This window comes from Leptotrichia hofstadii, assembly GCF_007990525.1.
GTDB classification, from domain to species: Bacteria; Fusobacteriota; Fusobacteriia; order Fusobacteriales; family Leptotrichiaceae; genus Leptotrichia; species Leptotrichia hofstadii.
On the sequence record NZ_AP019823.1, the window covers coordinates 1736486 to 1762437 of the forward strand.

Sequence of the window (25952 nt, forward strand, 5' to 3'; positions counted from 1 at the left end):
TCCTTTTTATTTTATCTGTATAAGCAATTAGTTCCCTATTGATTAAAACCATTCTTATTCATCTTTAGTCAAATATTCATAACTTCGATTTTTATCTTTTCCATTTCCATTCGGAAGCACTTCAAATGTATTGTAATCAACATCTTCTAAAATTTTTCCCTTAAAATAAATATTTTTATCATCTTTTATAAATTTTTTATTCAAGAATTTTACTTTATCTTTATTAATTCCTTCTACTTTAAACCCTATCCAAGTATATGTACCAAAACAACTTAAAAATATCCTATTTACATAATAAACATTATATTTGTCTTTTCCATAAAATAGATCTGTTCGATAACTATATATATTTAGAATTTAATAAAACAAATATTCTAAAGCAAGGGGTCTTGACCCCTTGCGAAAATAAAAAAACTTAGGTTATCGAACACATCTAATGAATCAGTATTTATAGTATCTGATAAAAATTCAAATGTTTCAGGATTTTCAATTTTTACATCTTTTATTTTTTCACCCATGTAATAAACATTCTTATCATCTTTTAAAAGAGAAAATCCTATCAACTCAGCAGTTTTCGGATTTGCTCCTTCCAAAATTTTATTTTTGTAATAAACTTTTCCTCTATCTATCGAATAATAATCTCCTATAATTTGTGCAACATCTCCAAATCCCACATTTACAAAAATCAAAAATATCACTATTTTCAACAAAATTTTTTTCACAAGTTATCCTCTCTTTGTAATCAAAAAGCATAAATTTTTTCAAATTTTTTTACAAAAACACTCTAATCAACATATTTTTTCAACTGGCTCTTATGGATAAATCCTCTATATTCCTTAGTTTTTGTAAGCTTATTACTTTCATCAGGATACTCAACATCAAAAATATAATACCAGTCGCCAGATTTCGTAATATATTTCACAACAGTTCTATTGTCCATTTTTGAAACAGTTCTCGAGTTTGTTGTCGGCTTTTCTCGCAAATTCGTGTATCCGTCCTTTGAGCTCACTTCATATTTTTTCAAATCAAACGGTTCATTCAGATTTGAAAATTCTTCTTCAAAATCCTTCGATTTTTTCGTTTTAATTTCAGTAATTTTAGATTTCGCACCAGCCACCCTCTTCAATTCCGTAGCATAAGCATAAACCGTCGTAAAATCACATTCTGTATATGGCAAAACCTTTTTTATCTTAACTGTCGCTGGAACTTCAAATTCCCCTTTACGAATTTTTTGCATTTTTTGATACTCTTCTGGAAAATTTTTCTTCAATGTTTCAGTAATAATTTTCTCTTCCTTAGCAGCTTCTTTTTCATAATTTTCATTATTTTCATATATATCTGGATTATTATAGTCAAAATCCCTAAGCCTCAAAACTATCGCTTTCCCATTCACAATATCCTTATTATCAGGATAAAACAGCATCTCGCCATATTCTATTGCAGAACAGGGCACATCTGAATCACTTTTATCCCAATTAATTTTAAATGTTCCCTTCAAATCCAAAATTACTCCATCATCAGTCAAAATAATTTCATCAGATTTCTTATTTTGTCCAAAAGAAAGCATAGAAACTAGCAGAAGAAAGCAACAAAAGAAAATATTTCTAAATTTAAAATTTTTAAGTTTCATAAACACTCACTTCTCCTTTACATTTTACTGACAGCTATTTGCAAAAGTTTATATACCTAATTAATATACTATTTTCAATTTTAAACTTCTTCTCTTTCTGATAAAAGTTCTTAATTTCTTGCTGCATAAATATCTGTTATCCAATTTTTTACTTTAACAAGGGATACTAACCCCTTGCTTTATAATCCTTCTTTTATTAAATTCTAAAAATATATAGTTCCTGAAGGAGTCTATTATTATGTTCCTCTTTATTGACTAAAATTTAATAGCCAGCCTTTTCACTTTCCAGTCCTGTTACAATAGCGATTCCTGAACTTGTTCCCAGTCTTGTTGCTCCTAATTCAATATATTTTTTTGCAGTTTCAAGGTCTTTCACTCCACCACTTGCCTTAACTTCTGCTTTATCTCCAACATTTTTTTTCATAAGCTCTACATCTTCAAATGTAGCTCCTCCTGTTCCAAATCCTGTCGAAGTTTTTACAAAATCTGCCTTTGCATTAACTGATAATTCACATGCTTTCACTTTTTCATCGTCAGTCAAATAGCAAGTTTCGATTATAACTTTCAGAACATTGCTTCCAATTGCCTCTTTTATTTTTCTAATTTCGTTTTCCACTAAATCATAGTCCTTGTCCTTCAATGCACCAACATTAATAACCATATCAATTTCCGAAGCTCCGTCTTCAATAGCCTTTTTCGCTTCAAACACCTTCACATCAGTTGCCATCGCTCCCAAAGGAAATCCAACTACCGCCGCAACTTTCACATCGCTATCCTTAACTTGACTATAAGCATATTCAACATTCGCCCCATTTACACAAACTGAATAAAATCCATATTCTTTCGCTTCATCGCATAATTTTTTTACATCTTCCTTTGTAGCTGTTGCTTTCAAAATTGTATGATCAATAAATTTGTTTATTTTCATCATTACCATTTCCCTTCTTATTATTTATTTAATTAATGTTTTATCTATTCTTATTATATCCACTTTTTATATTTTTAGCAACTATCTTTTAGCAATTGCAGTAAAAGTAAATTTATCAGGATGATAAGTTATTGTTTCATATTGGAAAAGATTTCCGTTGGATAAATAGGCGTAAGTTTCAATAACTACAACTCTGTCAATATTTTCAAGATTTATATGCCGTCTTTCCTCATCTGTTGCACTTCTAAACTTTATTTCCCGTCTTGAATAGGATATTTTTAAATTTAGTTCATTTTCCAGATATTCATAAATAGACTTGCTAGCTATTTCATCATTCAGATAAGTGACTATTTTTCTATCAAAATAAGAAGTGGCATACTGCACAGTTTCGCCATCCAAGGAATAAGTACGGACAACCTTGTAAAAATCAGCAGTTTTAGAAACATTAAATTTTTCCATCAGTTCCTCGACACCTTGTACTATATATAGACTAACTAAATTTGCCTTGACATCTATATTTTTTATCTTATTCAATTCCTGAAATGTCTGTATTGAAGTAAGCGAAATATTTTTCAAATCCCCTTTTTCAAGCACAACTGACCTTTTACCTTTTATTTTTTGAATATATCCTTCCGATTCCAGTAAAGCAAGCGCTTTTCTCACAGTAAGCACCGAACAGGAATATTCTTTGGCAAAATCTGCTTCCTTTTTTAAATAATCTTTTGGCTTTAATTTTCCATCTTTAATTTGTTTTTTTATATTGTTATATACTTCTTTATATTTACTCATTCTTTACCTTTCCAAAATTATAATCAATCCTTTTAAAATTTGAAGCAAGAATACGTAGAAAGTTATAGTTTGTCTAAGTTCCCGTTTCAAATTAGAATGCTATAATCTATTTTACATCGTATTTATAAAATTAAATATTTTTAAAGTTTAAATGAAATAACTACAACTTTTAAAGTTAATTTATTATAATTATACTTTAAAATATTAAAAATAACAACTACAACATATCATCCGTTTTTTATAATAGATATATATATACCTATTGACTTTTTAAAAAGATATGATATAATTTGATTGTATAAAAATTAATTATTTAAAGGAGATGATTTAAATGGCTGTTAAAAACAAAGTCGTTATTGTTACAGGAGCTTCTTCAGGAATTGGAAGGGCTACTGCGAAATTATTGGGAGAAAGCGGGGCAAAAGTTGTACTTGCCGCAAGAAATGAAGACAAATTACAGCAAGCTGTTGCTGAAATAAAGGAAAAAGGAGGGGAAGCCACTTACAAAATGACAGATGTATCAAAAAGAGAGGAAGTAAAAGCATTGGTTGAATTCGCAATTTCTGAATACGGAAAAATAGATGTTATTTTCAATAATGCTGGATTAATGCCAAATGCACCATTGTCAGAACTAAAAAATAGCGAATGGGACGAAATGATTGATGTGAACTTAAAAGGTGTCTTAAATGGTATAGAAGCTGTACTTCCACATTTTATCAAGCAAAAATCTGGACACGTTATCAGCACATCTTCTGTTGCTGGACTGAACACATATCTTGGAGCAGGAGTTTACTGTGCTACAAAACACGGTGTAAAAGCACTAATGGAAGTACTGAGAAAAGAAAGCGCCAACGAAAAAATGAATGTCCGTACAACAACTCTATACCTAGGAGCATTCAGAACTGAACTTGCAACACGTATCACAAATAAAGCAATTAAGGAAAGAATTGAATTTCTTTACGACACAATTGGAGCAGATCCTATAATAGTTGCCGAAGCTGTAAAATTTGCGATTGATTTGCCAGAAGAAGTTAGCATGAACGAAATCACGCTTTATCCTACTGCACAGTTATAATTTTACAAAAATTTTTCTCCAAAGAATTATTTTGATTGCCAAAATTATTTATTTCTATTTAAATTAAAATATTTCTTGAAAATACATCATAAAATATGTTATCATTTTAAATGTATGATTTTTTTAAAATTGAAAAATAATTATAATAAATAATTTTTTAGGAGGAAAAGAAAAAATGGTTATAAAACCTAGATTAAAAGGTGGTTTAGCACTTACAAACCATCCCATTGGAGCAAAAGAATTTGTAAAAAGGCAAATTGACTATGTAAAATCACAAGATAAATATGAAGGCCCAAAAAAAGTTCTAATTATCGGTTCTTCATCTGGATACGGACTTGCCACAAGAATCTCCCTTGCCTTCGGTGCCGGAGCTGAAACTATTGGAGTAGCATTTGAAAAAGGGGTAGAAGGGAAAAGAGCAGGTTCTGCTGGTTGGTGGAATACAATTGCCTTTAACGAAGCTGCTGAAAAAGAAGGCTTAGTTTCTAAAAACTTCATTGGCGATGCCTTCTCAATGGAAATGAAAGATGATGTAATAAAGTTCATTAAAGAAGAATTTGGTGGAAAAATCGACTTGTTAATTTACAGCTTAGCAAGTGCAGTCAGAACTGATCCAATTGACGGTGTAACTTACCGTTCAGCATTAAAATCTACAACAAAGGACATTACAGGTCCAACTATCAACTTTGAAAAAGAAGTTATGGAAGAAACAACAATGGGTGTCGCAACTCCAGATGAAATTAAAAGCACTGTAAAAGTTATGGGTGGAGAAGACTGGAAATTATGGATTGAGGCGCTTGATAAAGGCGGTGTTCTTTCTGAAGGCTTCAAAACAGTAGCTTACTCATATTTAGGCCCAAAAGTAACTTATGGAATCTATAAAGAAGGTACAATTGGAGCTGCAAAAAGAGATTTGGAACATACTTCTGATGTTTTAAATGACTTTTTAAAAGAAAAATATAACGGAGAAGCATACGTTTCATTAAGTAAGGCGTTAATGACAAAAGCAAGTGCAGTTATCCCTATTTTCCCATTATACGCAGCATTGCTTTACAAAGTAATGAAGGAAAAAGGTATCCACGAAGGTACAATCGAACAAAAACATAGACTTTTAACTCAAATGGTTTATGGAAACAATCCTGTTATTGACGAAGAAAGAAGATTACGTCCAGATAACTGGGAAATGCGTGAAGACGTTCAAGCTGAAGTAGAAGCTCTTTGGGACAAAGTTACTCCAGATAACTTTAAGGAAATAAGCGATTACGCTGGAGCAAGAGAGGAATTCATGCAATTAAATGGATTTGACTTTGATAATGTGGATTATGACGCTGATGTTGATTTAGATGAATTAGCTAAATTAAAACCTTAATTTAATTTTAAAAATTTACAAGATAAATAACAAAAAAATTAGACTATCTTTTAGAAAAAATATTCTTTTAGATAGTCTTTTATTATACATAAATTTACTTTAAAATTATAATTGTGTTTATACATATTTATTTTGATTTTTTTATTTTAACAAAAATAAACTACTATAATTTCTATTTTTACATTATATACTCAAACCTACTTAAAATTATATAAATTTAAGGTTTGAGTAAAATAGTCATAACTTTTAAATTTTGTTTTAAAACAGTTTTACTATAAAACTTTCTTTTTCATATATCTCCACAAAACTAGCATTAGCAACATCATTATTATAAAAATTATTACTAATGCCCAAAATCCCATATCTTGAAGCGGTAACTTCACATTCATTCCATAAAATCCAAAAATCATATTTGGAACTGTAACCAATATTGTTACTGCAGCTAAAAACTTCATTGTTATATTCATATTATTTCCAATATACGATGAATATGTTTCTCTTGTAGTTTTACAGATTTCACAGTATGAAGATGATAAGTCTAGCGTAAAATTTATCTCCTGTAAAATTCTTGTCATATATTCTTCATATTGTTCAAACTGCTCATCTTCTTTCAAATTCTCAACAACATAATCCAAATTTCTCAATGCAATATTATAAACATAAAATCCTTGTTCTACTTCCGCAAGAGAAATTAATTTTTCATTGCTTTGCTGCTCCCTCAAAACAGTTTCTATCTTGTCATGCTCTCCAATCAAAATTCTCACATATTTATAAAGGCTTTGAGAGATTTTATGGAGCATATTTAGAAAAAAACGATTTTCTTCAAGAACTTCATCTCTTAACTTGGCATATTCCTCAACAAATTCGTAAAAATCATTGTAATAATCATCATCTAGAATAACAATTTTATCTTCTTTAAAAAAAATTACAATCGGATTAATCTCATACGATGTAAATTCTTTATCTTTTGTCGATTTTTTCACAGCTGGATAATACAGTTTATAAATCTCCCAGTCCGATTTTGAAATTCTTGGAGTAAAAATTTCCTCGTCAATAACATTCTTTATCTTCTCTTCATCAATTTCCAATCTTTCTGATAAAATTTTATAATCTTCATCCTTCAGATTGTAGACATAAGAAATTATTTTACCGCTTTTCGTATCTATTCTTTTTATCATAATTACCTTTCTAAGTCTCTACTTTTCCCTATTTATATTAACTATACTCCATTTAAAAAATAGGAATAAATTTTTATAATAGGAGTATTTGATAGCTAATTCTCATAATCATTCAACTAAATTATTTTTTATTATTTTTCAGATATTTTGATTAATAAATATTTTTTCATATTACCATATTTTTTATTTCTTAAATCTCCACTGCAACTTCACTTTTTAAATTAACTTCCATTTCCAAAAACTTTTTCCAGCCTTCAAAAACCTTTCTATATTCTTTAAACTTACATTCCCACAGTGGATATTCCTCACAGATCCCAAAAATTGTATGCTCAAATTCAACTTTTTCCTTATTAATCTTATGCTGAAAAGCCTGTCCATCCCAAATAGCTCCCTGTGATTTTCCAGCCTCAACTTTTTCTAGCTGTGGCAAAAAAATATCAATTATTTCCACATCTGGAAAATCTTCCATTATTCCAGTTATTAGATATTTTGTATACTCTTCTTTCTTTTTTTCTAAATGTCCATTTTTTTTATTATTTTTTGTTATTTCTTTTTCAGAAAATTTTATTTCTGGAAATGCAGTTAATCCAAAATCTTCATCGTCGTAATAGCTAAATTTTATAATCATCATTTCCTCCTTTCTAAAAATTTCAGTTTCTAACGATTTTCATAAACTGGATAAGCCGTTATTCTAGGACTTTTGTAACCACGAATTACAACTCCGCTTTTGCTGATTCCTTGCCACATGTTATTATCTCTGCCTTTGACATCTTTTCTGTTTTCCCATGCTGAATTTATTTCGTCAATAATTCTCGCTTCATCCCAGCTTTCTGGAAACATCGTATTTACTCCACCATTAGAAGTTTTTGCCTGCCAAGTTCCATCTTTTTTCTTAACTTCAATGCTCGCTCGATACACTCCATTTTTAGCTGGATTACCAATTTTTTTCACAATTCTAACATCTCCACGCAAAAGAGAATGTCCGCCAGTAACTTTACCTTGCGAATTTTCATCTCCGCCAATCACATGGTCATAATCAATTTGATATTTTCTATCTCCTTGGTTTGAAGTATTTTGAGTTTGTTTTTCATTTTTATTTTCTATATTTTTCTGTTTAATAGCATTCTTTTTGCTATTTCTCTTATTTTGTGCAACAAATTCCTTTGAAGAATTTTCCTTTGCATTCATACTGTTATTTCTGCTTAAATACAGTTTTCCTAGTCCAAACAATATAATAACGAATAACAGCAATATTTTTATGATTTTATTTTTATTCATTTATAAATTTCCTCCTTTTTTATATGCGTATTAATTATATCAAACTTATATTTTAAAATCAATATTGTAAATTTTTCTCAATTTAATAATTATGATAAAATGTGGTATAATAATATTAAAAATAATTAGCAGCTAAATAGAATATTTATAAAAATAGGAAGGACTGATATAGTTATGAAAAAGACTTTGTATTTAATGCGGCATGGACAGACTTTATTCAATTTACGGAAAAAAATCCAAGGAAGCTGTGATTCTCCGCTGACTGATGAGGGAATTAGACAGGCTAAAGTGGCTGGAAAATATTTTCAGGATAATGGAATCGCTTTTGATACGGCTTACTCCTCAACTCAGGAAAGAGCTTGTGACACACTTGAAATTGTGACTGATAATAAAATGAAATATGAAAGATTGAAAGGATTAAAGGAATGGAATTTTGGATTGTTTGAAGGAGAAAGTGAGGATCTGAATCCAAAACATCCAAATGAAAGAACTTATGGTGATTTTTTTGTAAATTTTGGTGGAGAAAGTAACAAGGATGTTGAGAAAAGAATGCACGAAACTTTGACTCAGATTATGGAAAAGGATGGGAATAATACTGTTCTTGCTGTGAGCCACGGTGGCGCCTGCTACACTTTCTTTTTAAAGCATGCTCCAGATGTTCCATTTACAGGCCTTCCAAACTGTGCCATTTTCAAATATGAGTATGAAAATGGTAAATTTACATTTATTGAACTTATTAAACACGACTTTACAAAAGAAATATAACTAAAAAATGCCTTAAATAAACTTTTACTCTACATAATTTTGTAAAAATTTTATTTTAAGGCTTTCTATTTTTAATATTTGTTACTGAAATTAATAGTTTTTTATGCTTTTAAATCATCATATTCTCCGCTTTCAAACTTTTTCACAATATAACTGCAGACTGGTACAATTTTATACCCATTTTCTCTTGCATACTCCACACCAGCATCAAACAATTTTCCTGCAATTCCTTGACCTCTTAATTCGGAAGAAACTACAGTTGATTCAAAATACAATTTTTCCCCTTCTTTCCTATAAGTCAATTTTGCAAGTTCATCTCCATTTTCTCCAAATATAAAAAATCCTTCATTTACTACATGTCTTATTTCCATTTTTCAAACTTCCTTTCAATATTTTATCTTATTATATAGTAAAATCATCTTAAAATCAAATAAAAAAATTTACAAATATTTTAATATCTCACGCTTGTATTCAATAAATTTTTCAGACATTATAATTTCTTCATTATTATAGCCCTTGCTCTGACTATTTTTCAAGTCAACATTTATTTGTGCAGCAATTTTACCTGGACTTCCTGCCAAAATATAAATTCTGTCGGAAAGCAGTATCGCCTCATCGATATCATGGGTAATAAACAGAGTTGACATTTTAATTTTGTTCATTATGCTAAGATACCAGCTATGAATTTTATGCTTTGTAATGGCATCCAATGCACTGAAAGGCTCGTCAAGAAGAGCAACTTCGCTGGAAAATAAATATGTTCTAAGCAGTGCCGCCCTTTGCTTCATTCCCCCTGACAGTTTGCTTGAATACAAATTTTCCGTGCCTTCCAATCCAAAATCTTTAAAATATGGCTTTGCAATTTCCCGTGCCTTATTTTTATTTTCACCTCTTATTACAAGTGGAAGCGCCACATTGTCAATAATTTTTTTATGAGGTAAAAGCAAGTCCTTTTGCAGCATGTAACTTATTTTTCCAGATTTTCCAGTTATATCTTCTCCATTCATTTTCACATTTCCGCAATCAGGCTTTAAAAGTCCTGCAATAATGTTAAATAACGTTGTTTTCCCAGCACCGCTCACTCCTAGAATACAAACCAGCTCATTTTCATACAAATCAATCGAAACATTTTCCAAAACTTTTTTATTTTCAAAAGAAATGGAAATATTTTTTATTTCAAGCTTTTTGTCTTTCTTCACTTAATATTTCTCCTTTTTATAAATTTTCTACTATTTCAGATACTCATTGCTATATCCAAAATCCTTTGGTATTTCACGTTCTACAGCCTTATTTTTGTAAAGCCACTCATAAAATCTGTTCCAACGGCTTGCATCAATTATTCCCCATTCTTTTGCATCAGACTGGTATTCTTTAGAAATCCATTTTTGGCTGGCTGTTACTAAGTTTATGTCAAGCTCTGGCGAATTTTTTACCAAAATTTTCGCTGATTCCTCTGGATTTTTCATTGCATATTCATACCCTTTTTTTATTGCCTTCAAAACTTTTTTTGCAATTTCAGGATTTTTTTTCAGAAAGTCATTATTTGCGATAATTACAGGGCTGTAATAGTCAAGTTCTTCTCCATAGTCACGGATTTTTAGAAAATTTGTCCGAAGCCCTGCCCTTTCTGTAGCAATTCCATCCCACGCATAATAAACCCAGACAGCATCAACATCAGTCTTTAAGCCAGTTACAACATCTGTTATAGTATAAGGAATTAATTTTACTTTAGAAAAATCGCCTTTACCATCTGTTACTAATTTTTTCAAGATAGCCTGCTCAATATTGTCTTCCCAAGTGGCATATTTTTTACCTTCCAGTTTTTTTGGCGAGTCTATTCCTTTTTCCTTTAATGAAATAATCCCAGATGTATTATGCTGAAGAATTGCCGCAACAGCCGTTACTGGTACAGGATTCTCCCTTGCAAACGATTTTGCCAATGTATCCTGAAAACTTATTCCAAATTCTGCTCCTCCAGCTCCAATAAGTGCCGTTGTACTCCCTTCAGGCGGCTGCACAATTTCCACATCCAGTCCTGCCTCATTAAAATATCCCAAGTCTTTTGCTACATAAAGCCCTGTATGATTAGTATTTGGTACCCAGTCCAGTACAATTTTTATTTTCTGATTACTTTTAGATTTTCCACATGAAACAGTCAAAACCAAGATTAAACATAAAATTAAAATTTTTAAAATTTTTTTCATTTTTTATACCTCTCTTCACTTTTTATTTTTTTTTAACAATAAATTTATTATAAATTTTTTTAGCAAAAGATAAAAACTTAGCGCTTTCTAATAATTAAAATAGATTTTTTAGTTTAATAAATCGACGGAGCTTTTATTTGTTCAACTACGACTGTTTGACGACTGAAAGGAGGAGTTCCGGAGTTGGGCAGATAAAAGTCGGAGTCTAGCCATAGGTTGTAGGATTTGCGGCAATGAGCAATCCTACGGAAATAAAAAATATTTAATATTAAATCCCGTTAAGAAATAAAAACTATGTTAATGACAAGAAATTTTAATGCTTTGCTAAATAATATTTGCTTCAAAAATTATTAAATATTTGTTTTTTAAATGGAAAATAATATAAAAACTTACTTTTCCCAAACTATACACCATTTCTGTATTTTTTTTACAAGATACATAAGTAGCAGGCTTATTGCGGAAATAAGAAAAATTACAGCAAACATCTTATCAAATGAATACGATTTTCTGACTCTTGTCATATAAACTCCAAGTCCGCTAAATCCACCGAGCCATTCAGCCACAACCGCTCCAATTATCGAATATGAAACTGAAATTCTAAGCCCTGCAAAAAAATATCCTAATGAACCTGGCAATTTGACATGAATAAAGTTCTGAAATGGCGTTGCTCCCATTGTTTTTAACAAATTCAGCATATCCTTGTCAGCCGAGCGAAATCCATCTAGAAGCCCAATAGTTATTGGAAAAAACGAAGTCATAACAATAAGCGTAATCTTTGGCAATATTCCATATCCCAGCCAAAGTACCAAAAGCGGTGCAATCGCAACTGTAGGTATTGTTTGACTAATTATCAAAACAGGATAAATCATTTTATATGCATACTCAAACCTGTCCATAATAACCGCCACGGCAAATCCCAGGACTATTCCCAGCCCAAGTCCCAAAAATGCTTCAAGCAGAGTAATTTTTGTATGTTCCATGAGCAGCGGAAAATCCAAAACAAACGCTTTTACAACTTCAAATGGCGACGGCAGCATAAATTTTGGAATAATATTCATCATTGATAAAATTTGCCAAATCATCAATAATACAGCAATAATAATACTTGGTGCAATTTTATCTGTTATATTTTGAAATTTTTTCATCAATCTTTAAAATGTCTCCCTTCGGTTTATAATTTATTTTTACATATGACATTACGCCCTCAGCCCCCGCCTTCACAGCGACAACCTGACATTCCTTAACAATTTCCATAAGCTCGTCAAAATCCCCTTCTATCGTCGTTTCAAATGGAGCAACATTCATTTTTAACCCTTTGCTTTTAATAAATTCAATAACTTCATCAACAACTCTTACAATTTCCTCATTTCCCACAACATTTGGCAATACCTGAATTGCAATACTCGCATTAATTTCTTTTCTTTCCATAATCTATCATTCCTTTCCTTAAAACTGTTTTTTTATTTAAAATTTCTTTGTATAAAAAAATCCCCTTATCACAAGGAGATTCTATATTTTTATAAATTTTCTAAAATAATTTGAAAAGGTATGCAAAATAACTTTAAAATTATTTCTTATTTTATATAAAATACTCCCTCCGACAGCATTATCTGTACAGGTTATATGGGTTTAATTCTCAGCAAAATTGCTCCCCAGTATTTTTATTAAATTGTTAAATTTTTTATAAATTTTATTTATCTTACTTTAATTTCTTCAAAATCAGGATATACTTTTTTGGCATATTTTAAAGTATTTTCATCTAAATTCATAATATACCACTTGTTTTCGTCTTCAAATACCAATGAATCTTGCTTTCTATCCACTTTTTGATTATCAGCTGCCACTGTGGTTACTGAGGAAATAATTGCATAATTCCTTCCTGCTGATGTTCTTCCAATTTTAGCAGCATCTACATCGTAAACAACGTTTTCAATTTTAAGTTCAGTTTGAACAATCTTTAATATTTCTGTCATCATTTTTTTTAGTTCTTCTACTGATGTCGAATTTTTTTCTGCAACGTATTTTAAATACTTTTCAGGAATTTCGTTTATAACTGTTGCATAATTCCCTGCCATTATATCCTTTGTAAATTTATCAAATTTTGCCTTAATTTCTGGCTTCACTTTCTTCCAGTTTTCCTGTGCCAGTTCACTTTGTGCCTTATCCACATTTTTACAAATTTTTTCATCATTTTTTTCTTTACATTTTACAGCCGTTTCTTTTAGTAATTTATCATTTTTTTTCAAATTTTCAACGCTGTATTTATTTCCGCAAGCTGTAAAAAATAATGCCGCAAACATTGTTGCCAATAAAAATTTTATCTTTCTCATTTTTTCTCCGTTTCTTATTTTATTTCCATCAAGTCAGGATAAAGCTCTTTCATAGAAGTTATATAATTTTTGTCAAAATTCACAAGATACCATCTGTTCTCATCTTCAAATGCCAATATTTTACCTTTGGACTCTATACTTTTCCCTTTTACTGACATTGTTACAGTCGTTGGAATAAGTGCGTAATTTCTTCCTCTGCTTGTTTTCCCAATTTTGGTATTTTCTAAATCATATGTGCTTTTAGTAAATTTTACATCTTTTGTTATTCCACCTAGCAGCTTAACTGTAGAATTTTTAAATTCCAGCACTGTCATTGAGGCTTTTTTTGCCATGTAGCTCAAATATTTTTCAGGCAATTCATTAATATTTGCCATGTAATCTCCATTTACTGCGGCTTTTGCAAGTTTATCCATTCTTGCCTTTATTTCAGGCTTTACTCTATTCCATACCTGTTGTGCTGTTTCAGTATTCTTGCTTGATTTTTCAGAAACTTTTACATTGTTATTTAAATTTCTATTGCCATTCTTACTCCCAGCAGCTGAAAAAACTACTGCTGAAATAATAATCATTAATCCTGCTGTTATTTTTTTCATTTATCCTCCAAATAATATTTGTTTTTGCTGTACTGTCTTTGCTGTTATTCAGCTTTTACGTCTGCAAGGTCAGAATACATTTCCTTTAAGATTGCTTTGTTCTTTTCATCAATATTTACCACGTATAATTTATCTCCATCTTCAAATACTAAAGACTTCTGATTTATTTCAGCTTGGTTGCCTTCAGCTGAAACTATACTTTTTGTGGGTATAATCGCATAATTTCTTCCAGCACTTGTCTGTCCGTATTTTGCATTTTCTACTTTATATTCGACTTTTTCAAATTTTATTTGTTTTACCGCTTCCTTTAAAATTTGCAATGTTGTTTCTTTAGCCTTCTGAGGTGTTGTGGAAGCATGTTTTGCTTCCCATTCCCAAAGTTTTTCAGGTACAAATTCCATACTTGACATAAGATTTCCAGCCATCAGATCCTTTGCGATTTTATCAACTTTTTTAGTAATTTCAGGTTTTGTTTTGTTCCACCATTCCTGCGCCTTTTCAGCTTGTACCTTGTCAACATTTATACAAATTTTTTCATTTCTTTTTATTTTACATTTTTGAGCCGTTTCTTTTAGCAGCTTGTCATTTTTTTTAAGATTATCAACGCTGTATTTATTTCCGCATGCTGTAAAAATTACTGCCGAAATCATTACAGCCATCAAAAATTTCATCTTTTTCATTACTTCCTCCAATTTAATTTATTTAACCAATTATACCTTATTTTTTAAAATTTTCAAAGCTTTATTTGGGAAAGCAGTCTAAACTTTATTATCTGAACAAACAAATATTGCTACAAAACCGAAACTCACTGATGCTCAAACAATTTATGATAAAGAGTTCTTAGTGTATCATTTTTCATTGATATTTCCTTTTTTCCAAATATTTTGCTTTTATTTACTTTTTAGTACAGCCCTGACTGCATAATGTAAAAAATAATAAACTGACTTTAAAAACGGCAATTTCTCAACTTTTCGATAAATTTCCCAACGAACTTTTGCCGTTTTAGCCTTATTGCTCGAACGGGAATTATCCAGCACTCGATAATAAGCCAAATTTTCCTTGAGTCCAAAAATCGTTTTCACATCTTTCACAATCTCCAGCCAAAGTACATAATCCTCATTTTTCTCCAGTTCCTTAAAATACCGCTTCCCGACTTTTTCCACATCATACATGACTGTAAGACAGCCTAGATAGTTATTTTTCAGCATATCAGTATAGGAGATTTCTGATTTAATTACAACTTCATTGATTTTTTCGCCATTTTCCTTAACTCTCGTGTACTCTGTACAGCTTATGCCTGCATTTTTTTCTTTCATAAATTGTATCTGCTTTTCCAATTTTTGGCTATGCCAGTAGTCATCAGCATCCAAAAATGCAATATATTTCCCATTTGCCAAATCAATCAAATGATTTCTCCCTTTTACAACACCCATATTTTTTTCAGTATTTACAACCATTATTCTATCATCTTTTTTTACAAATTCATTTACAACTGCAAGACTGTTATCCGTTGAAACATCATTCATAATAAGCATTTCCCAATTTTCATAAGTCTGTGAAAGTACTGATTCTATCGTTTTTCCAATAAACTTTTCTGCATTGTACATTGGCACAATTATTGAAACTTTTTCTTTATCCATTTTCTCTCCTTATTTTTAAAATTTTAAGGAATTTTATCCTCAAACCGCTTTAATAACCAATTAAAAGGCAACTATTCTATTAAAATCAAAGATTCATCCTGATTAATTAGGTATTAGAGACGTTCGAGCATACTTTTAAAGTATATCCATTATTTTTTTAAATACAATTTATCAAAAAATTCATCAAAGTTATCTCCTAATTTTATCCATTTCCATTTTTCCCTATTTCCTCCTTCAGTAAAAATTTTATGTATATCCTCAGCAAAATAATACATAAAAATCTCCTTTGTTTCTTTAGAAATAAATATGTACTCATTTTCATCCGCATCTATTGCCACATAGTTGTTTCTCCAAAAATATGTTCTTTTTAAATCAGGATTTTTTTCATATTCCATCTCATCAAATTCTGTAAGCATATTTTTTCCTCTTTCAACTGTTTCATCATCAAAATATAAATACGAAATAAATTTATCATTTATATTTTCATCATCAATGGGTATATATACAGTTTCCTTAAAATAAATTTCAGAATATTTTTTAACCATATCTCTGTATTCTTCTTTTTCAATTCCCAAACTTTCTATAAACTCATCGTCATAATAGTAACTTTCCTCTTCCCTCACTTCACAATCTTCTATCTCCAGTATTTCTTCCAAATGCTTTTGTCTATCCATTTCTATCATCCCCTACCTTTCTTCATCCAATTGTTCCAGCAATCCATCAACAAATTTTGTCAGTTGCTCTTTTTCTTCCTTAGACATTTCTTTATTATCTTTTGGATCTACATACAGTTTTTCAATAAATTCATCAAAATTTTCTGCTAATTTTACCCATTTCCAATAAACTCCTTTACTTTCATCCTCTAAATCTGAATATGAAGAATACTGCACTATCCTATTTGATGCCTTTGATATATACATATAGGCATAAGGTTCCCCACTTATTATTGGTATATAATTATCTAACTCTCCATAGTTTACTTCAATTTTTTTAGCATCTTTTCCATATTTCTTCTTATGAATTTTTTCAGAGTACCATATTAATTTTTTTCTTCCATTTTCATACATTTCATCACTAAAATCTAATTCAAAAAATAAAGACTCTCCTTCTTCATTCGTTTCTGGGTCAATATTTTTACAACGAAGCAGTGGCTTAAATGCTATCAATTCATAGTCTAATACTAAATTAACATATTTTCTTACTCCATATTTCTCAAGCAACTCTTTTGTATAATATTTGCTTTTCTCTTTTCTCTTTCCTTCTTTTTCAGTGTATTCTATATCCACAGCTTCCCAAAATTTTTTATATTTTTCCATTCTTTTCACCATTATAATTGATTTTTACCAATTACTGCCTTTCTTTTTCTATCAACCCATATTCTATTATCTCTTCTAAATGTTTTTTTCTATCCATGTTTACTCCATTATTTTTTTAGATTTGAAGCAGTAATTTTTTGAATTTCTTGATTAAAAAACCCCCCCCCCCTTTTTTATTAATCCTGCGGAAACTTAATACCCGCCCCAATTCTAGCCTTTGTCTGCACTTCGCTTACCAGCAGGCTTTTTTCCAGCTGTTTATAGCAAAATTCCAAGTCATTTTCATTTACTGCACTAATGAATGTTTTAAATTCAGGCACAACTCTATCTTTTGAAAATCCATCATCAAAGCTTTCTGTTGTTCCATCATACATTTTTAATGTAACTTTTCCGACAAGTCCCGGAGCCTCTTCACTTACGATTTTTCCTTTACTTCCTTGAATTACTCCTATTCTTTCTCCTTCACTATCTTTTGCACATACACACATAGCATTGAAATTTTTGTATTCTATCATAAGAACTCCGCTTGTGTCAATATTTCGCTCGATGTTTGCATAATATTTCACATTTTCAGGCTTTCCAAAAAGTCCTAAAACATAATGTAAATTATACAGCCCCAAGTCCATCAATGCTCCTCCAGCTTTTTCGGGATCAAATACAGGTAAAATTTCTCCTCTCTTAAAAGCGTCATATCTGCTGGAATACTGACTATACTGGCTCTGAACAAGTTTCACATCTCCAATTTTTTCAATCCAGTCTTTTATTTTTTTATAATTTTCAAAATAAAGTGTCGTTATTGCTTCAAATAAAAACAATTTTTTTTCCTTTGCTAAATCTGACAATTCTTTAGCTTGTCTATAATTAGTTGTCATCGGCTTTTCAACAATAACATTCAGACCTTTTTCCAATGCTTTTTTACAATATTCAAAATGTAAAAAATTCGGAACAGCAATATAAACAGTGTCAATCCCAAATTCACAAAGTTTATTAAAATCATCAGTAAATTTTGGAATACCATATTTTACACAAATTTCCTCAACTTTTCCAATACTCTTTTTTGTCCCTTGTATACCCACGATTTCCAGCCCTTCCAACCGAACAAGACTAGGCAAAAATTCCTGAACGATCATCCCTGAACCAATAATTCCCAATTTCATAAAAAATTCCTTCTTTCATCTTTCTATTTTTTATATTAATAAAATGGTTTGATAATTTATTTTAAAATTCCAAATATTCCACTTCAATATCATCAGTCAGCCAAACGCCATTTTTTGAAATAAAAAATTTTTTCCCATCTTCATACATTCTTTCTGCCAAAACCTTTATTATAAATGGTTTTCCGTGGCGCTGACCAACAGAATATGCCGTTTCTTCCGTCTCTGACAAATGTACAAATTGCCTGCTTTTCTTTTTTAACCCCTCTTTTTTTATCTGCTCCAAAAATCTATCCGCTGTCCCATGATACAAAATTTTAGGAGGCTTGACAGCTTTCAATTCTAAGTCAACATCTATGCTATGTCCTTGACAAGCCCTAATTTTCGTCAAATTTTTATTAAATTCATATCTCTTTTTACTGTTATTCCTTACAATCTCCTCCAAAATTTCAAAATTTATCCGTTCCTCTTTTCCGTCTTCAACATCTCCAGAGCGATTTATTCCATTAATAAGCTCATTTACATCAGCCCATCCATTCCTATCCAGTTCAATTCCAATCATCTCAGGCTTATGCCTTAAAATCAAGCTTATGAATTTCCCTAATCTTGTTAATTTCTTTTTCACGGTTCTCCTTTTTTCTATATAATTTGTTAAGTAAATTAAATTTTTATTTATTTAATTTTTTTGAAAATAAAATCGGCAATATTAAAGCAATAAATAGTTAATTCATCAAATTATTATAATCATTTACCAGTTTATTATACTTCTTAATCACATCGTTCGGGGTCCCAGTCATATCTTCCGTATAAACTTTCTTCTCAATCTCGCTCTTGCTCATCGACTTGCTTTTCTCAATTTCCTTAATAAATATTGTAACCGATTTTTCAAATTCTGCAAGCTGTTTATTAAATATTTCCAGTTTTTCTTTTGTATAATTTTCTTTTTTTAGCTGTTTATCATTTGCAATTGCTTTCTGGAAGTTAGCTGAAGCCACTAAAATATTTTGCTGTGCTTTTTTTAATTTCCCTAAATCACCTTTTATAAAGGTGGTCATGCTAAGTTTCTGATTATCCATTTTATCCACAAAATCTTCACAGCTGTTTATCAAAATTGTCAAATTGTATTTTATTAGGCTGCCTTCATTTTTATATGTTTCCAGTATTTTCTGCATTCTTTCCATTGATTTATTTGCCACTTCCGTTTTGAAAGCATCTGAACTTTCTTTATATCTTTTGTAAATTTTTAAAAAATTTGTATGTAATTGCCGCCCTTTTGCAAAGCCATCTGCCAAATGTTCTTTTTTTCCATAGTAATTTGTCATGGAATCCGTTGCTGTTTTTAATTCTTTTAAAATTGGCAATAATTTTTTGGAAGAGTTATCCAGCTTTTCCATCTTAAATTTTGAATTTATATTTTTTTCAAGTTTCTGGATAACAGCATTGTCGATTTTAATAACAGGAACGCTTTCCAGAGTCCCCATTTCCTGTACATTTATTTCCTTGCCTTCTCCAGCCGCATCAATATATTTTGAAATTTCATTCTCAATATTTGTTAAATTATTATGGATTTCAATATAACCGTTGTACTTCTCCATCTCTTCATTTTTTACTTTTTTTATACTCAATTTTCTTCCAATTTCCTTAAATGTATCATCACAGGAAAATAAAAAAATTGAAAGAAATACTATTAATATTATTTTTTTATAATTCATTTTTACTCCAGTATTTTTTATTTATTCAATTCGCTTAAAAATTTTACCAATTCCGCGAATCCTATTCCTCAAAATAAAACTAACGAAATTGGTAATTTTTAAAATTTATTTTCTATTTTATTTAATAAAATCAATAATTAATTATATCGAACTTACATTAAATGAAATGGATTCCAGAACTTTCAGTAAAGCGTCCGTTGTATCAAGTGAAGTCAGGCAGGCTATTTCCTGCTCACTTGCGGCACGTCTGATTTTAAATCCATCGTTTCTTGCAGTCTTTTTCTTACCAGCTGTATTTATTACCATATCTACAAGTCCTTTATAAATCAGCCCTAGCACATCGTGTTCATATTTTCCTTCTTCTTCAATTTTTCCAACTGTTTCAACACGAAGACCTTTTTCCTCAAAATATCTGGCTGTACCTTTCGTAGCCATTATATGATAACCTAACCGAGAAAATCTCTTAGCCAGTCCATAAGCTTCCTCTTTTGCCGTTCCACTAATTGTAAACAATACGCTTCCTTGATCCTTGACTTTAATTCCAGACGAAATTAATCCTTTGTAAAGTGATTTTTCAAGGTTTTCATCACTTCCCATAACTTCTCCTGTAGACTTCATTTCAGGCCCTAGCGTTGTGTCCACATCTTTCAGTTTTTGAAAACTGAACACAGGAACTTTTGTATACACGTGTTTACTTTCTTCAATTAATCCAGTTTGATAGCCTTTACTTTTCAACATTTCTCCAAGAATTCCCTTCATAGCAAGATTTGCCATAGGAACACCTGTAATCTTGCTTAAAAATGGAACTGTCCTTGAACTTCTAGGATTTACTTCCAGCACATAAACTTCCCCATCGCTAATTACATACTGAATATTCAAAAGCCCTATAATGTTTAATCCTTTTGCAAGTCTTGTTGTATAGTCAATCAATGTACGCTTTTGTGAATCTGTAATGCTTTGTGGAGGATAAACCGCGATAGAATCTCCAGAATGGACTCCCGCTCTTTCGATATGCTCCATAATTCCAGGAATCACAACTGTTTCCCCATCGCAAATTGCATCCACCTCGATTTCCTTTCCAACTAAATATCTGTCAGTAAGCACAGGATAATCAGGCGACACTTTTACAGCATTTTCCATATATTGACGTAATTCCTCTTCACGATATACGATTTCCATTGCTCTTCCACCTAATACGTAAGATGGACGCACTAGAACAGGATACCCGATTTCAGCCGCATTTTTTACAGCAGTTTCCGTATCAAATGCAGTTTTTCCAAGAGGCTGAGGAATATTCAATTTATGCAGCAATGCCTCGAATTTATCACGGTTTTCCGCATTATCAATTTCTTCAAGTGCTGTTCCCAATATTTTAACACCATGCCTTGCCAATTTTTCAGCCAAGTTAATTGCCGTCTGTCCACCAAATTGAACAACAACGCCTTCTGGCTGTTCAAGTTCAATTATTGCCATAACATCCTCTTCTGTAAGTGGCTCAAAATAAAGCTTATCCGAAATTGAAAAGTCCGTTGAAACAGTTTCTGGGTTGTTATTTACAATAATCGCCTCATAGCCAGACTCTTTTATCGCCTTCACAGCGTGAACTGTCGCATAGTCAAATTCAACACCTTGTCCAATTCTAATAGGTCCTGAGCCAAGTACAATAATTTTTTTCTTATTTCCTACAACACTTTCATTTTCCTGCTCATAAGTCGAGTAAAAATAAGGTGTTTCTGACTTAAATTCAGCCGCACAGGTATCAACCATCTTAAACACAGGCTTAATATTGCATTTTTCACGAAGTTTGTAAACTTTATCTTCTGTCGTATTCCAACGGTGTGCAATAACTTTATCTGAAAATCCATATCTTTTGGCAAACAGCAGTGCATCTGGATTATTTACATTCGCCTTCAATTCAACTTCGATATCAATAATATTTTTCATTTTATCAAGGAAAAACATGTCAATCTTTGTAATATCATGTATTTCCTGTGGAGTAACTCCTCGTCTTAATGCTTCCCCAATGAAAAACAATCTTTCATCTCCGGCTTTCTGGATTCTTCTCAAAATATATTCCAAGCTAAATTCATCCCCATTTGGAAGCCCCAAGTGATGTACTCCGTACTCAAGTGAACGAATAGCTTTTAACAAACTTTCCTCATAAGTTCTACCAATAGCCATTACTTCTCCAGTTGCCTTCATTTGAGTTCCTAGATGTCTATCTGCCTTTTCAAATTTGTCAAATGGAAATCTCGGTATTTTACTTACAACATAGTCAAGTGACGGCTCAAAGCACGCATACGAATTTTTGGTAACAGGATTTATAATTTCATCAAGTGTCAATCCAACCGCAATTTTTGCGGCAATTTTTGCAATTGGATAACCTGTTGCCTTTGAAGCGAGTGCCGATGAACGTGATACCCTCGGATTTACCTCAATAATATAATAATTGAACGAATACGGATCTAATGCCAGCTGAACGTTACACCCACCTTCTATTTTCAACGCTCTTATTATTTTCAACGAAACATCCCTTAACATGTGATATTCCCTGTCTGTCAACGTTTGCGAAGGTGCTACTACAATCGAATCTCCCGTGTGAATCCCAACTGGATCAATATTTTCCATATTGCAGACAACAATCGCTGTATCATTGCTGTCACGCATTACTTCATACTCAATTTCCTTGTATCCTGAAATTGATTTTTCCAATAAACATTGAGTTACTGGCGAATATCTAAGTCCATTTGTAACAATATCTTCCAGTTCTTCATCATTATGGCATATTCCTCCACCAGTTCCTCCCATTGTAAAGGCAGGTCGCACAATTACAGGGTATCCAATTTTTTCCACAAATCTACGTGCCTCTTCCAAATTATGAATAATATCCGATTCAGGCACAGGCTCTCCCAGTTCATTCATCAAATCTCTGAACAGTTCCCTGTCTTCCGCCTGCTTAATAGAGTCAAGCTTAGTTCCTAGCAGTTCTACTCCACATTCTTCCAGCACTCCCGCTTTGTGCAGTTCCACAGCCAGATTTAGCCCAACCTGCCCTCCAAGAGTAGGAAGCAAGGCATCTGGACGCTCTTTTCTTATAATTTTTGACACAAATTCAACAGTTAATGGTTCAATATATACTTTATCCGCAATTTCCTTATCTGTCATAATAGTTGCAGGATTGGAATTTACAAGGATAACCTTGTATCCTTCTTCACGCAATGATAAACACGCCTGTGTCCCCGCATAATCAAATTCAGCAGCCTGTCCAATAATAATCGGTCCAGATCCAATCACTAAAATTGTTTCTATATCTTTTCGTTTAGGCATTTCCCTACATCTCCTTGCTATTAATTTTTATCAACGCTTTTATTTCAATATTTTATAATTTTTAATTTTATGTAACAAATTTACCTAAAATAAACTAAAAAATTTGTTTTCAATCAATAGTTCTAAAATTATTATTTCCGATTCTTTTTCATATTTTCAATAAACATATCAAATAAATAATTTGGGTCATGTGGACCTGGAGAAGCCTCTGGATGATACTGTACCGAAAATACTGGATATTTTTTATGTCTTACACCTTCACAAGTCCTGTCATTTACTGCAATATGTGTCAATTCTAGCTCTGTATCCTTCAATGAGTCAATATCTACGGCATATCCATGATTTTGTGCCGTAATATCAACTTTTCCAGTCTGTAAATTTATTACTGGCTGATTTGCCCCACGATGTCCGAATAGCAATTTATATGTTTTTGCTCCGCAGGCAAGTGAAATTAGCTGATGTCCCATGCAAATTCCAAAAATTGGCACTTTATCTATTAATTCCCTAATTGTAGCAATTGTTTCTGGAACATCTGTCGGATCTCCCGGTCCATTGCTTAACATTATTCCATCTGGTTTTTGTCTTAAAATTTCTTTAGAAGTTGCATTATGTGGCATTACGACAATATCACAGTCCCTTGAGTTAAGTTCCCTCATAATTCCTGATTTCATACCTAAATCAAGCAGAACAACTCTCATCCCTCTTCCAGATGAAAGAAATGCCTTTTTTGTCGATACCTGTTCGATTTGATTGGTTGGCAACGAATTGATTTTTAAATTTTCTGCAATTTCTTGCGGATCTTTGTCTGCACTAACGATAATTCCCTTAATCGTTCCATGCTCTCTTATTTTCTTTGTCAGACTACGTGTATCAATTCCAGAAATTCCTGGAATATTCAAGTCCTTCAAAACTTCATCCAATGTAAATTCATTTCTAAAATTAGAAGGTTTTCTACATATTTCACGAGTTATAATTCCCTTAATACTTGGATTAATAGTTTCATAATCATCCCTATTTATCCCATAATTTCCAATTAACGGATAAGTAAATGTAATAATTTGCCCATTATACGATGGATCTGAAATAGTTTCCTGATACCCAGTCATCGCAGTATTAAAAACGACTTCTCCAGCCATTTCCACATCTGCTCCAAATCCATACCCCTTATACACACTACCATCTTCCAAAACAAGCTGTTTATCCAATGCGTACATAAATACTACCTCCCTAAATTTTAAATGATACTATTTGTTTTAAAATTTGTTCAATTGTCATTAACGTGTCTGATTTGCGATATAGTAAACTATTTTAATTCAAATTCTAGATATGTATTTAATAAAAGTCTGAATGTATTTACTAACATCTCTAATCTCATAATTATACTATATTTTTTTAGTTTTATCAATAATGGTAAATGATTATTTTTTAATTTTTTGAAAATTTATATTTTATACTAAATCTCTTCTAAAAGCAGGAATAAATTTTTATTATAGAATTTCTGATATTTTAATCATTTGAAAATCTAGATTATTATTTCTCAATAAAAAAACTTAGAATAAATTCGTTATTAAAAAAATTAATACAAAAAAAAGACTGAAACAATCAGCCTTAATTTAACAAATTAATTTAAAAAAGTTGTATTTTTCACTTTCCATTGTTCTAACTTAATATTTACCCAAAATCCATATATTCCTAAAGTTACCACTATTAGCAATAACCATTTTATCCAGTTGCCAAATAAACCTATTGCACTACCATTAAACTTTAGCCTTCTGCCTTCAATAACAGTATGATTTATTTTCCAAGCATAAATCATGCACAATGCCCATGGATAACAAATCCCAAGTGTACAAGATGTTATAAGAGACCCTAAAATAATCCACCCAATGTAACTAAGTAATCCACATCAAAATAACTTTTATTTTCCATAATTCCTCCTTATTATTTTAAATTATACTCAAACCTATTTAAAATTAAACTACTAAAATTATATAGATTTAGGGTTTGAGTAAAATAGTCATAGCTTTTTAAGTTTAGTTTTAAAGCAGTTTCGCTATAATTATAATATAAAATATAAGTTTATAAAAATTTTATTTAAATAGTATAACAGGAAAAGATATAGTGTTTTGTATATTACTTGTATATTGTGTGTATATTGCAGGCACACATTTCTATACTTTTCCATACTTTTTCCAAAATAAAAACCCCTGAAAACCAGTGTTTCCAAGGGCGTATAAAATATCTTTTATTATGTTTTTTCCTATCTTTTTGAGAATTGTGGGCTTCTTCTTGCTTTCTTTTTCCCGTATTTTTTTCTTTCAACCATTCTTGAATCTCTTGTTAAGAATCCTGCTTCTTTTAAAGCTCCTCTTAATTCAGCGTCAGCTACTAATAAAGCTCTTGAAACACCATGTCTAATTGCTCCTGCTTGTCCAGTGTTTCCTCCACCGATTACATTAACTTTTACTCCGTATTTGTTTAAAGTTTCTGTTAATTCTAATGGTTGTTCTACTATTTTAGCTAAGATTTCTCTTCCACCAAAATATTCTCTCATATCTTTTCCATTTATTGTTACTCCAGTTTCACCTGGTACTAATCTTACTCTTGCTACTGAAGTTTTTCTTCTTCCAGTTCCTAAATATTGAATTTTTTCTGCCACGAAAA

Annotated in this window: 29 protein-coding genes and 1 riboswitch; of the genes, 3 read left to right on the top strand and 26 right to left on the bottom strand. The window is 31.1% G+C overall.

Annotated elements, in window-relative coordinates:
• Positions 1-54: 54 nt before the first annotated feature.
• The 5 genes from FVE77_RS13100 to FVE77_RS08255 form a co-directional block, all read right to left on the bottom strand.
• On the bottom strand, positions 55-204 hold the full coding sequence (locus FVE77_RS13100; protein WP_408610376.1) for a DKNYY domain-containing protein: 150 nt from the start codon (positions 202-204) through the stop codon (positions 55-57).
• 170 nt (positions 205-374) lie between these two features.
• A complete protein-coding gene (locus FVE77_RS13005) occupies positions 375-722 on the bottom strand; it encodes a DKNYY domain-containing protein (protein ID WP_026745980.1) in 348 nt (115 codons plus the stop codon).
• A gap of 62 nt (positions 723-784) precedes the next feature.
• Positions 785-1630, bottom strand: a complete 846-nt coding sequence (locus tag FVE77_RS08245) for an SH3 domain-containing protein (RefSeq protein ID WP_026745979.1) — start codon at positions 1628-1630, stop codon at positions 785-787.
• A gap of 262 nt (positions 1631-1892) precedes the next feature.
• Entirely contained in the window at positions 1893-2558 is a 666-nt protein-coding gene (gene deoC, locus FVE77_RS08250; RefSeq protein ID WP_036087870.1) for a deoxyribose-phosphate aldolase, read from the bottom strand.
• A gap of 81 nt (positions 2559-2639) precedes the next feature.
• On the bottom strand, positions 2640-3347 hold the full coding sequence (locus tag FVE77_RS08255; protein WP_026745977.1) for a GntR family transcriptional regulator: 708 nt from the start codon (positions 3345-3347) through the stop codon (positions 2640-2642).
• Between the two features lie 331 nt (positions 3348-3678).
• Between FVE77_RS08255 and FVE77_RS08260 the strand changes: the two genes are divergently transcribed.
• A complete protein-coding gene (locus FVE77_RS08260; RefSeq protein ID WP_026745976.1) occupies positions 3679-4422 on the top strand; it encodes an SDR family oxidoreductase in 744 nt (247 codons plus the stop codon).
• A gap of 175 nt (positions 4423-4597) precedes the next feature.
• Positions 4598-5791, top strand: a complete 1194-nt coding sequence (fabV, locus tag FVE77_RS08265) for an enoyl-ACP reductase FabV (RefSeq protein ID WP_026745975.1) — start codon at positions 4598-4600, stop codon at positions 5789-5791.
• 272 nt (positions 5792-6063) lie between these two features.
• Here the strand turns inward: fabV and FVE77_RS08270 are convergent, their stop codons facing one another.
• The 3 genes from FVE77_RS08270 to FVE77_RS08280 form a co-directional block, all read right to left on the bottom strand.
• Complete coding sequence (locus FVE77_RS08270) at positions 6064-6969, bottom strand: magnesium transporter CorA family protein (RefSeq protein WP_026745974.1); 906 nt, start codon at positions 6967-6969, stop codon at positions 6064-6066.
• 190 nt (positions 6970-7159) lie between these two features.
• Positions 7160-7597, bottom strand: coding sequence for a hypothetical protein (locus FVE77_RS08275; protein WP_026745973.1), 438 nt, complete (start codon positions 7595-7597; stop codon positions 7160-7162).
• A gap of 29 nt (positions 7598-7626) precedes the next feature.
• Positions 7627-8247, bottom strand: a complete 621-nt coding sequence (locus FVE77_RS08280) for an EndoU domain-containing protein (RefSeq protein ID WP_026745972.1) — start codon at positions 8245-8247, stop codon at positions 7627-7629.
• 174 nt (positions 8248-8421) lie between these two features.
• On the opposite strand from FVE77_RS08280, the gene FVE77_RS08285 reads away from it, so the two are divergent.
• A complete protein-coding gene (locus FVE77_RS08285) occupies positions 8422-9012 on the top strand; it encodes a histidine phosphatase family protein (RefSeq protein ID WP_026745971.1) in 591 nt (196 codons plus the stop codon).
• A 101-nt stretch (positions 9013-9113) separates the two neighbouring features.
• Here the strand turns inward: FVE77_RS08285 and FVE77_RS08290 are convergent, their stop codons facing one another.
• From FVE77_RS08290 to rpsI, 18 genes are all read right to left on the bottom strand, one after another.
• Complete coding sequence (locus FVE77_RS08290) at positions 9114-9383, bottom strand: GNAT family N-acetyltransferase (RefSeq protein ID WP_026745970.1); 270 nt, start codon at positions 9381-9383, stop codon at positions 9114-9116.
• A 69-nt stretch (positions 9384-9452) separates the two neighbouring features.
• Positions 9453-10211, bottom strand: coding sequence for an ABC transporter ATP-binding protein (locus FVE77_RS08295; protein ID WP_026745969.1), 759 nt, complete (start codon positions 10209-10211; stop codon positions 9453-9455).
• A 30-nt stretch (positions 10212-10241) separates the two neighbouring features.
• Positions 10242-11216 carry an ABC transporter substrate-binding protein gene (locus FVE77_RS08300; protein ID WP_026745968.1) on the bottom strand — a complete coding sequence of 325 codons (975 nt, stop codon included), beginning with the start codon at positions 11214-11216 and terminating at the stop codon, positions 10242-10244.
• Positions 11217-11605: 389 nt separating this feature from the next.
• Entirely contained in the window at positions 11606-12361 is a 756-nt protein-coding gene (locus tag FVE77_RS08305) for an ABC transporter permease (protein ID WP_026745967.1), read from the bottom strand.
• Positions 12333-12644, bottom strand: coding sequence for a thiamine-binding protein (locus FVE77_RS08310; RefSeq protein WP_026745966.1), 312 nt, complete (start codon positions 12642-12644; stop codon positions 12333-12335). Before FVE77_RS08310 ends, FVE77_RS08305 begins: the two co-directional genes overlap by 29 nt.
• Positions 12645-12791: 147 nt before the next feature.
• A riboswitch (TPP riboswitch) is annotated at positions 12792-12881 on the bottom strand.
• A 29-nt stretch (positions 12882-12910) separates the two neighbouring features.
• Positions 12911-13546, bottom strand: coding sequence for an EexN family lipoprotein (locus FVE77_RS08315; RefSeq protein ID WP_036087865.1), 636 nt, complete (start codon positions 13544-13546; stop codon positions 12911-12913).
• Positions 13547-13560: 14 nt separating this feature from the next.
• On the bottom strand, positions 13561-14139 hold the full coding sequence (locus tag FVE77_RS08320) for a hypothetical protein (protein ID WP_026745965.1): 579 nt from the start codon (positions 14137-14139) through the stop codon (positions 13561-13563).
• Between the two features lie 44 nt (positions 14140-14183).
• Complete coding sequence (locus FVE77_RS08325) at positions 14184-14819, bottom strand: EexN family lipoprotein (RefSeq protein WP_026745964.1); 636 nt, start codon at positions 14817-14819, stop codon at positions 14184-14186.
• A gap of 210 nt (positions 14820-15029) precedes the next feature.
• Positions 15030-15779 carry a glycosyltransferase family 2 protein gene (locus FVE77_RS08330; protein ID WP_026745963.1) on the bottom strand — a complete coding sequence of 250 codons (750 nt, stop codon included), beginning with the start codon at positions 15777-15779 and terminating at the stop codon, positions 15030-15032.
• Between the two features lie 149 nt (positions 15780-15928).
• Positions 15929-16453 carry a hypothetical protein gene (locus tag FVE77_RS08335; RefSeq protein ID WP_026745962.1) on the bottom strand — a complete coding sequence of 175 codons (525 nt, stop codon included), beginning with the start codon at positions 16451-16453 and terminating at the stop codon, positions 15929-15931.
• Positions 16454-16465: 12 nt separating this feature from the next.
• On the bottom strand, positions 16466-17095 hold the full coding sequence (locus FVE77_RS08340) for a hypothetical protein (RefSeq protein ID WP_026745961.1): 630 nt from the start codon (positions 17093-17095) through the stop codon (positions 16466-16468).
• Positions 17096-17271: 176 nt separating this feature from the next.
• Positions 17272-18252, bottom strand: coding sequence for a Gfo/Idh/MocA family protein (locus FVE77_RS08345; protein WP_026745960.1), 981 nt, complete (start codon positions 18250-18252; stop codon positions 17272-17274).
• Positions 18253-18313: 61 nt separating this feature from the next.
• Entirely contained in the window at positions 18314-18874 is a 561-nt protein-coding gene (locus FVE77_RS08350) for an RNA 2'-phosphotransferase (protein WP_026745959.1), read from the bottom strand.
• Between the two features lie 97 nt (positions 18875-18971).
• Positions 18972-19961, bottom strand: a complete 990-nt coding sequence (locus FVE77_RS08355) for a YiiG family protein (protein ID WP_026745958.1) — start codon at positions 19959-19961, stop codon at positions 18972-18974.
• Positions 19962-20102: 141 nt separating this feature from the next.
• A complete protein-coding gene (carB, locus tag FVE77_RS08360; protein WP_026745957.1) occupies positions 20103-23288 on the bottom strand; it encodes a carbamoyl-phosphate synthase large subunit in 3186 nt (1061 codons plus the stop codon).
• A 131-nt stretch (positions 23289-23419) separates the two neighbouring features.
• Positions 23420-24502, bottom strand: a complete 1083-nt coding sequence (gene carA / locus FVE77_RS08365) for a glutamine-hydrolyzing carbamoyl-phosphate synthase small subunit (RefSeq protein ID WP_026745956.1) — start codon at positions 24500-24502, stop codon at positions 23420-23422.
• A gap of 407 nt (positions 24503-24909) precedes the next feature.
• A complete protein-coding gene (locus FVE77_RS12870) occupies positions 24910-25104 on the bottom strand; it encodes a DUF898 domain-containing protein (protein WP_232052903.1) in 195 nt (64 codons plus the stop codon).
• A 444-nt stretch (positions 25105-25548) separates the two neighbouring features.
• Complete coding sequence (gene rpsI, locus FVE77_RS08375) at positions 25549-25947, bottom strand: 30S ribosomal protein S9 (protein ID WP_015769247.1); 399 nt, start codon at positions 25945-25947, stop codon at positions 25549-25551.
• Positions 25948-25952: the final 5 nt, after the last annotated feature.

Bases quoted from the DNA above. Each gene is read 5' to 3' on its own strand.
- FVE77_RS08340 (WP_026745961.1), bottom strand. From the start codon at position 17,095: ATGGAAAAATATAAAAAATTTTGGGAAGCTGTGGATATAGAATACACT.
- FVE77_RS08305 (WP_026745967.1), bottom strand. From the start codon at position 12,361: ATGAAAAAATTTCAAAATATAACAGATAAAATTGCACCAAGTATTATT.
- FVE77_RS08260 (WP_026745976.1), top strand. From the start codon at position 3,679: ATGGCTGTTAAAAACAAAGTCGTTATTGTTACAGGAGCTTCTTCAGGA.
- deoC (WP_036087870.1), bottom strand. From the start codon at position 2,558: ATGAAAATAAACAAATTTATTGATCATACAATTTTGAAAGCAACAGCT.
- FVE77_RS08275 (WP_026745973.1), bottom strand. From the start codon at position 7,597: ATGATTATAAAATTTAGCTATTACGACGATGAAGATTTTGGATTAACT.
- FVE77_RS08255 (WP_026745977.1), bottom strand. From the start codon at position 3,347: ATGAGTAAATATAAAGAAGTATATAACAATATAAAAAAACAAATTAAA.
- FVE77_RS08270 (WP_026745974.1), bottom strand. From the start codon at position 6,969: ATGATAAAAAGAATAGATACGAAAAGCGGTAAAATAATTTCTTATGTC.
- FVE77_RS08320 (WP_026745965.1), bottom strand. From the start codon at position 14,139: ATGAAAAAAATAACAGCAGGATTAATGATTATTATTTCAGCAGTAGTT.
- FVE77_RS08310 (WP_026745966.1), bottom strand. From the start codon at position 12,644: ATGGAAAGAAAAGAAATTAATGCGAGTATTGCAATTCAGGTATTGCCA.
- FVE77_RS08345 (WP_026745960.1), bottom strand. From the start codon at position 18,252: ATGAAATTGGGAATTATTGGTTCAGGGATGATCGTTCAGGAATTTTTG.
- FVE77_RS08315 (WP_036087865.1), bottom strand. From the start codon at position 13,546: ATGAGAAAGATAAAATTTTTATTGGCAACAATGTTTGCGGCATTATTT.
- fabV (WP_026745975.1), top strand. From the start codon at position 4,598: ATGGTTATAAAACCTAGATTAAAAGGTGGTTTAGCACTTACAAACCAT.
- FVE77_RS08355 (WP_026745958.1), bottom strand. From the start codon at position 19,961: ATGAATTATAAAAAAATAATATTAATAGTATTTCTTTCAATTTTTTTA.
- FVE77_RS08300 (WP_026745968.1), bottom strand. From the start codon at position 11,216: ATGAAAAAAATTTTAAAAATTTTAATTTTATGTTTAATCTTGGTTTTG.
- carB (WP_026745957.1), bottom strand. From the start codon at position 23,288: ATGCCTAAACGAAAAGATATAGAAACAATTTTAGTGATTGGATCTGGA.
- carA (WP_026745956.1), bottom strand. From the start codon at position 24,502: ATGTACGCATTGGATAAACAGCTTGTTTTGGAAGATGGTAGTGTGTAT.
- FVE77_RS08325 (WP_026745964.1), bottom strand. From the start codon at position 14,819: ATGAAAAAGATGAAATTTTTGATGGCTGTAATGATTTCGGCAGTAATT.
- FVE77_RS08330 (WP_026745963.1), bottom strand. From the start codon at position 15,779: ATGGATAAAGAAAAAGTTTCAATAATTGTGCCAATGTACAATGCAGAA.
- FVE77_RS08245 (WP_026745979.1), bottom strand. From the start codon at position 1,630: ATGAAACTTAAAAATTTTAAATTTAGAAATATTTTCTTTTGTTGCTTT.
- FVE77_RS08335 (WP_026745962.1), bottom strand. From the start codon at position 16,453: ATGGATAGACAAAAGCATTTGGAAGAAATACTGGAGATAGAAGATTGT.
- FVE77_RS08280 (WP_026745972.1), bottom strand. From the start codon at position 8,247: ATGAATAAAAATAAAATCATAAAAATATTGCTGTTATTCGTTATTATA.
- FVE77_RS08290 (WP_026745970.1), bottom strand. From the start codon at position 9,383: ATGGAAATAAGACATGTAGTAAATGAAGGATTTTTTATATTTGGAGAA.
- FVE77_RS08285 (WP_026745971.1), top strand. From the start codon at position 8,422: ATGAAAAAGACTTTGTATTTAATGCGGCATGGACAGACTTTATTCAAT.
- FVE77_RS12870 (WP_232052903.1), bottom strand. From the start codon at position 25,104: ATGATTTATGCTTGGAAAATAAATCATACTGTTATTGAAGGCAGAAGG.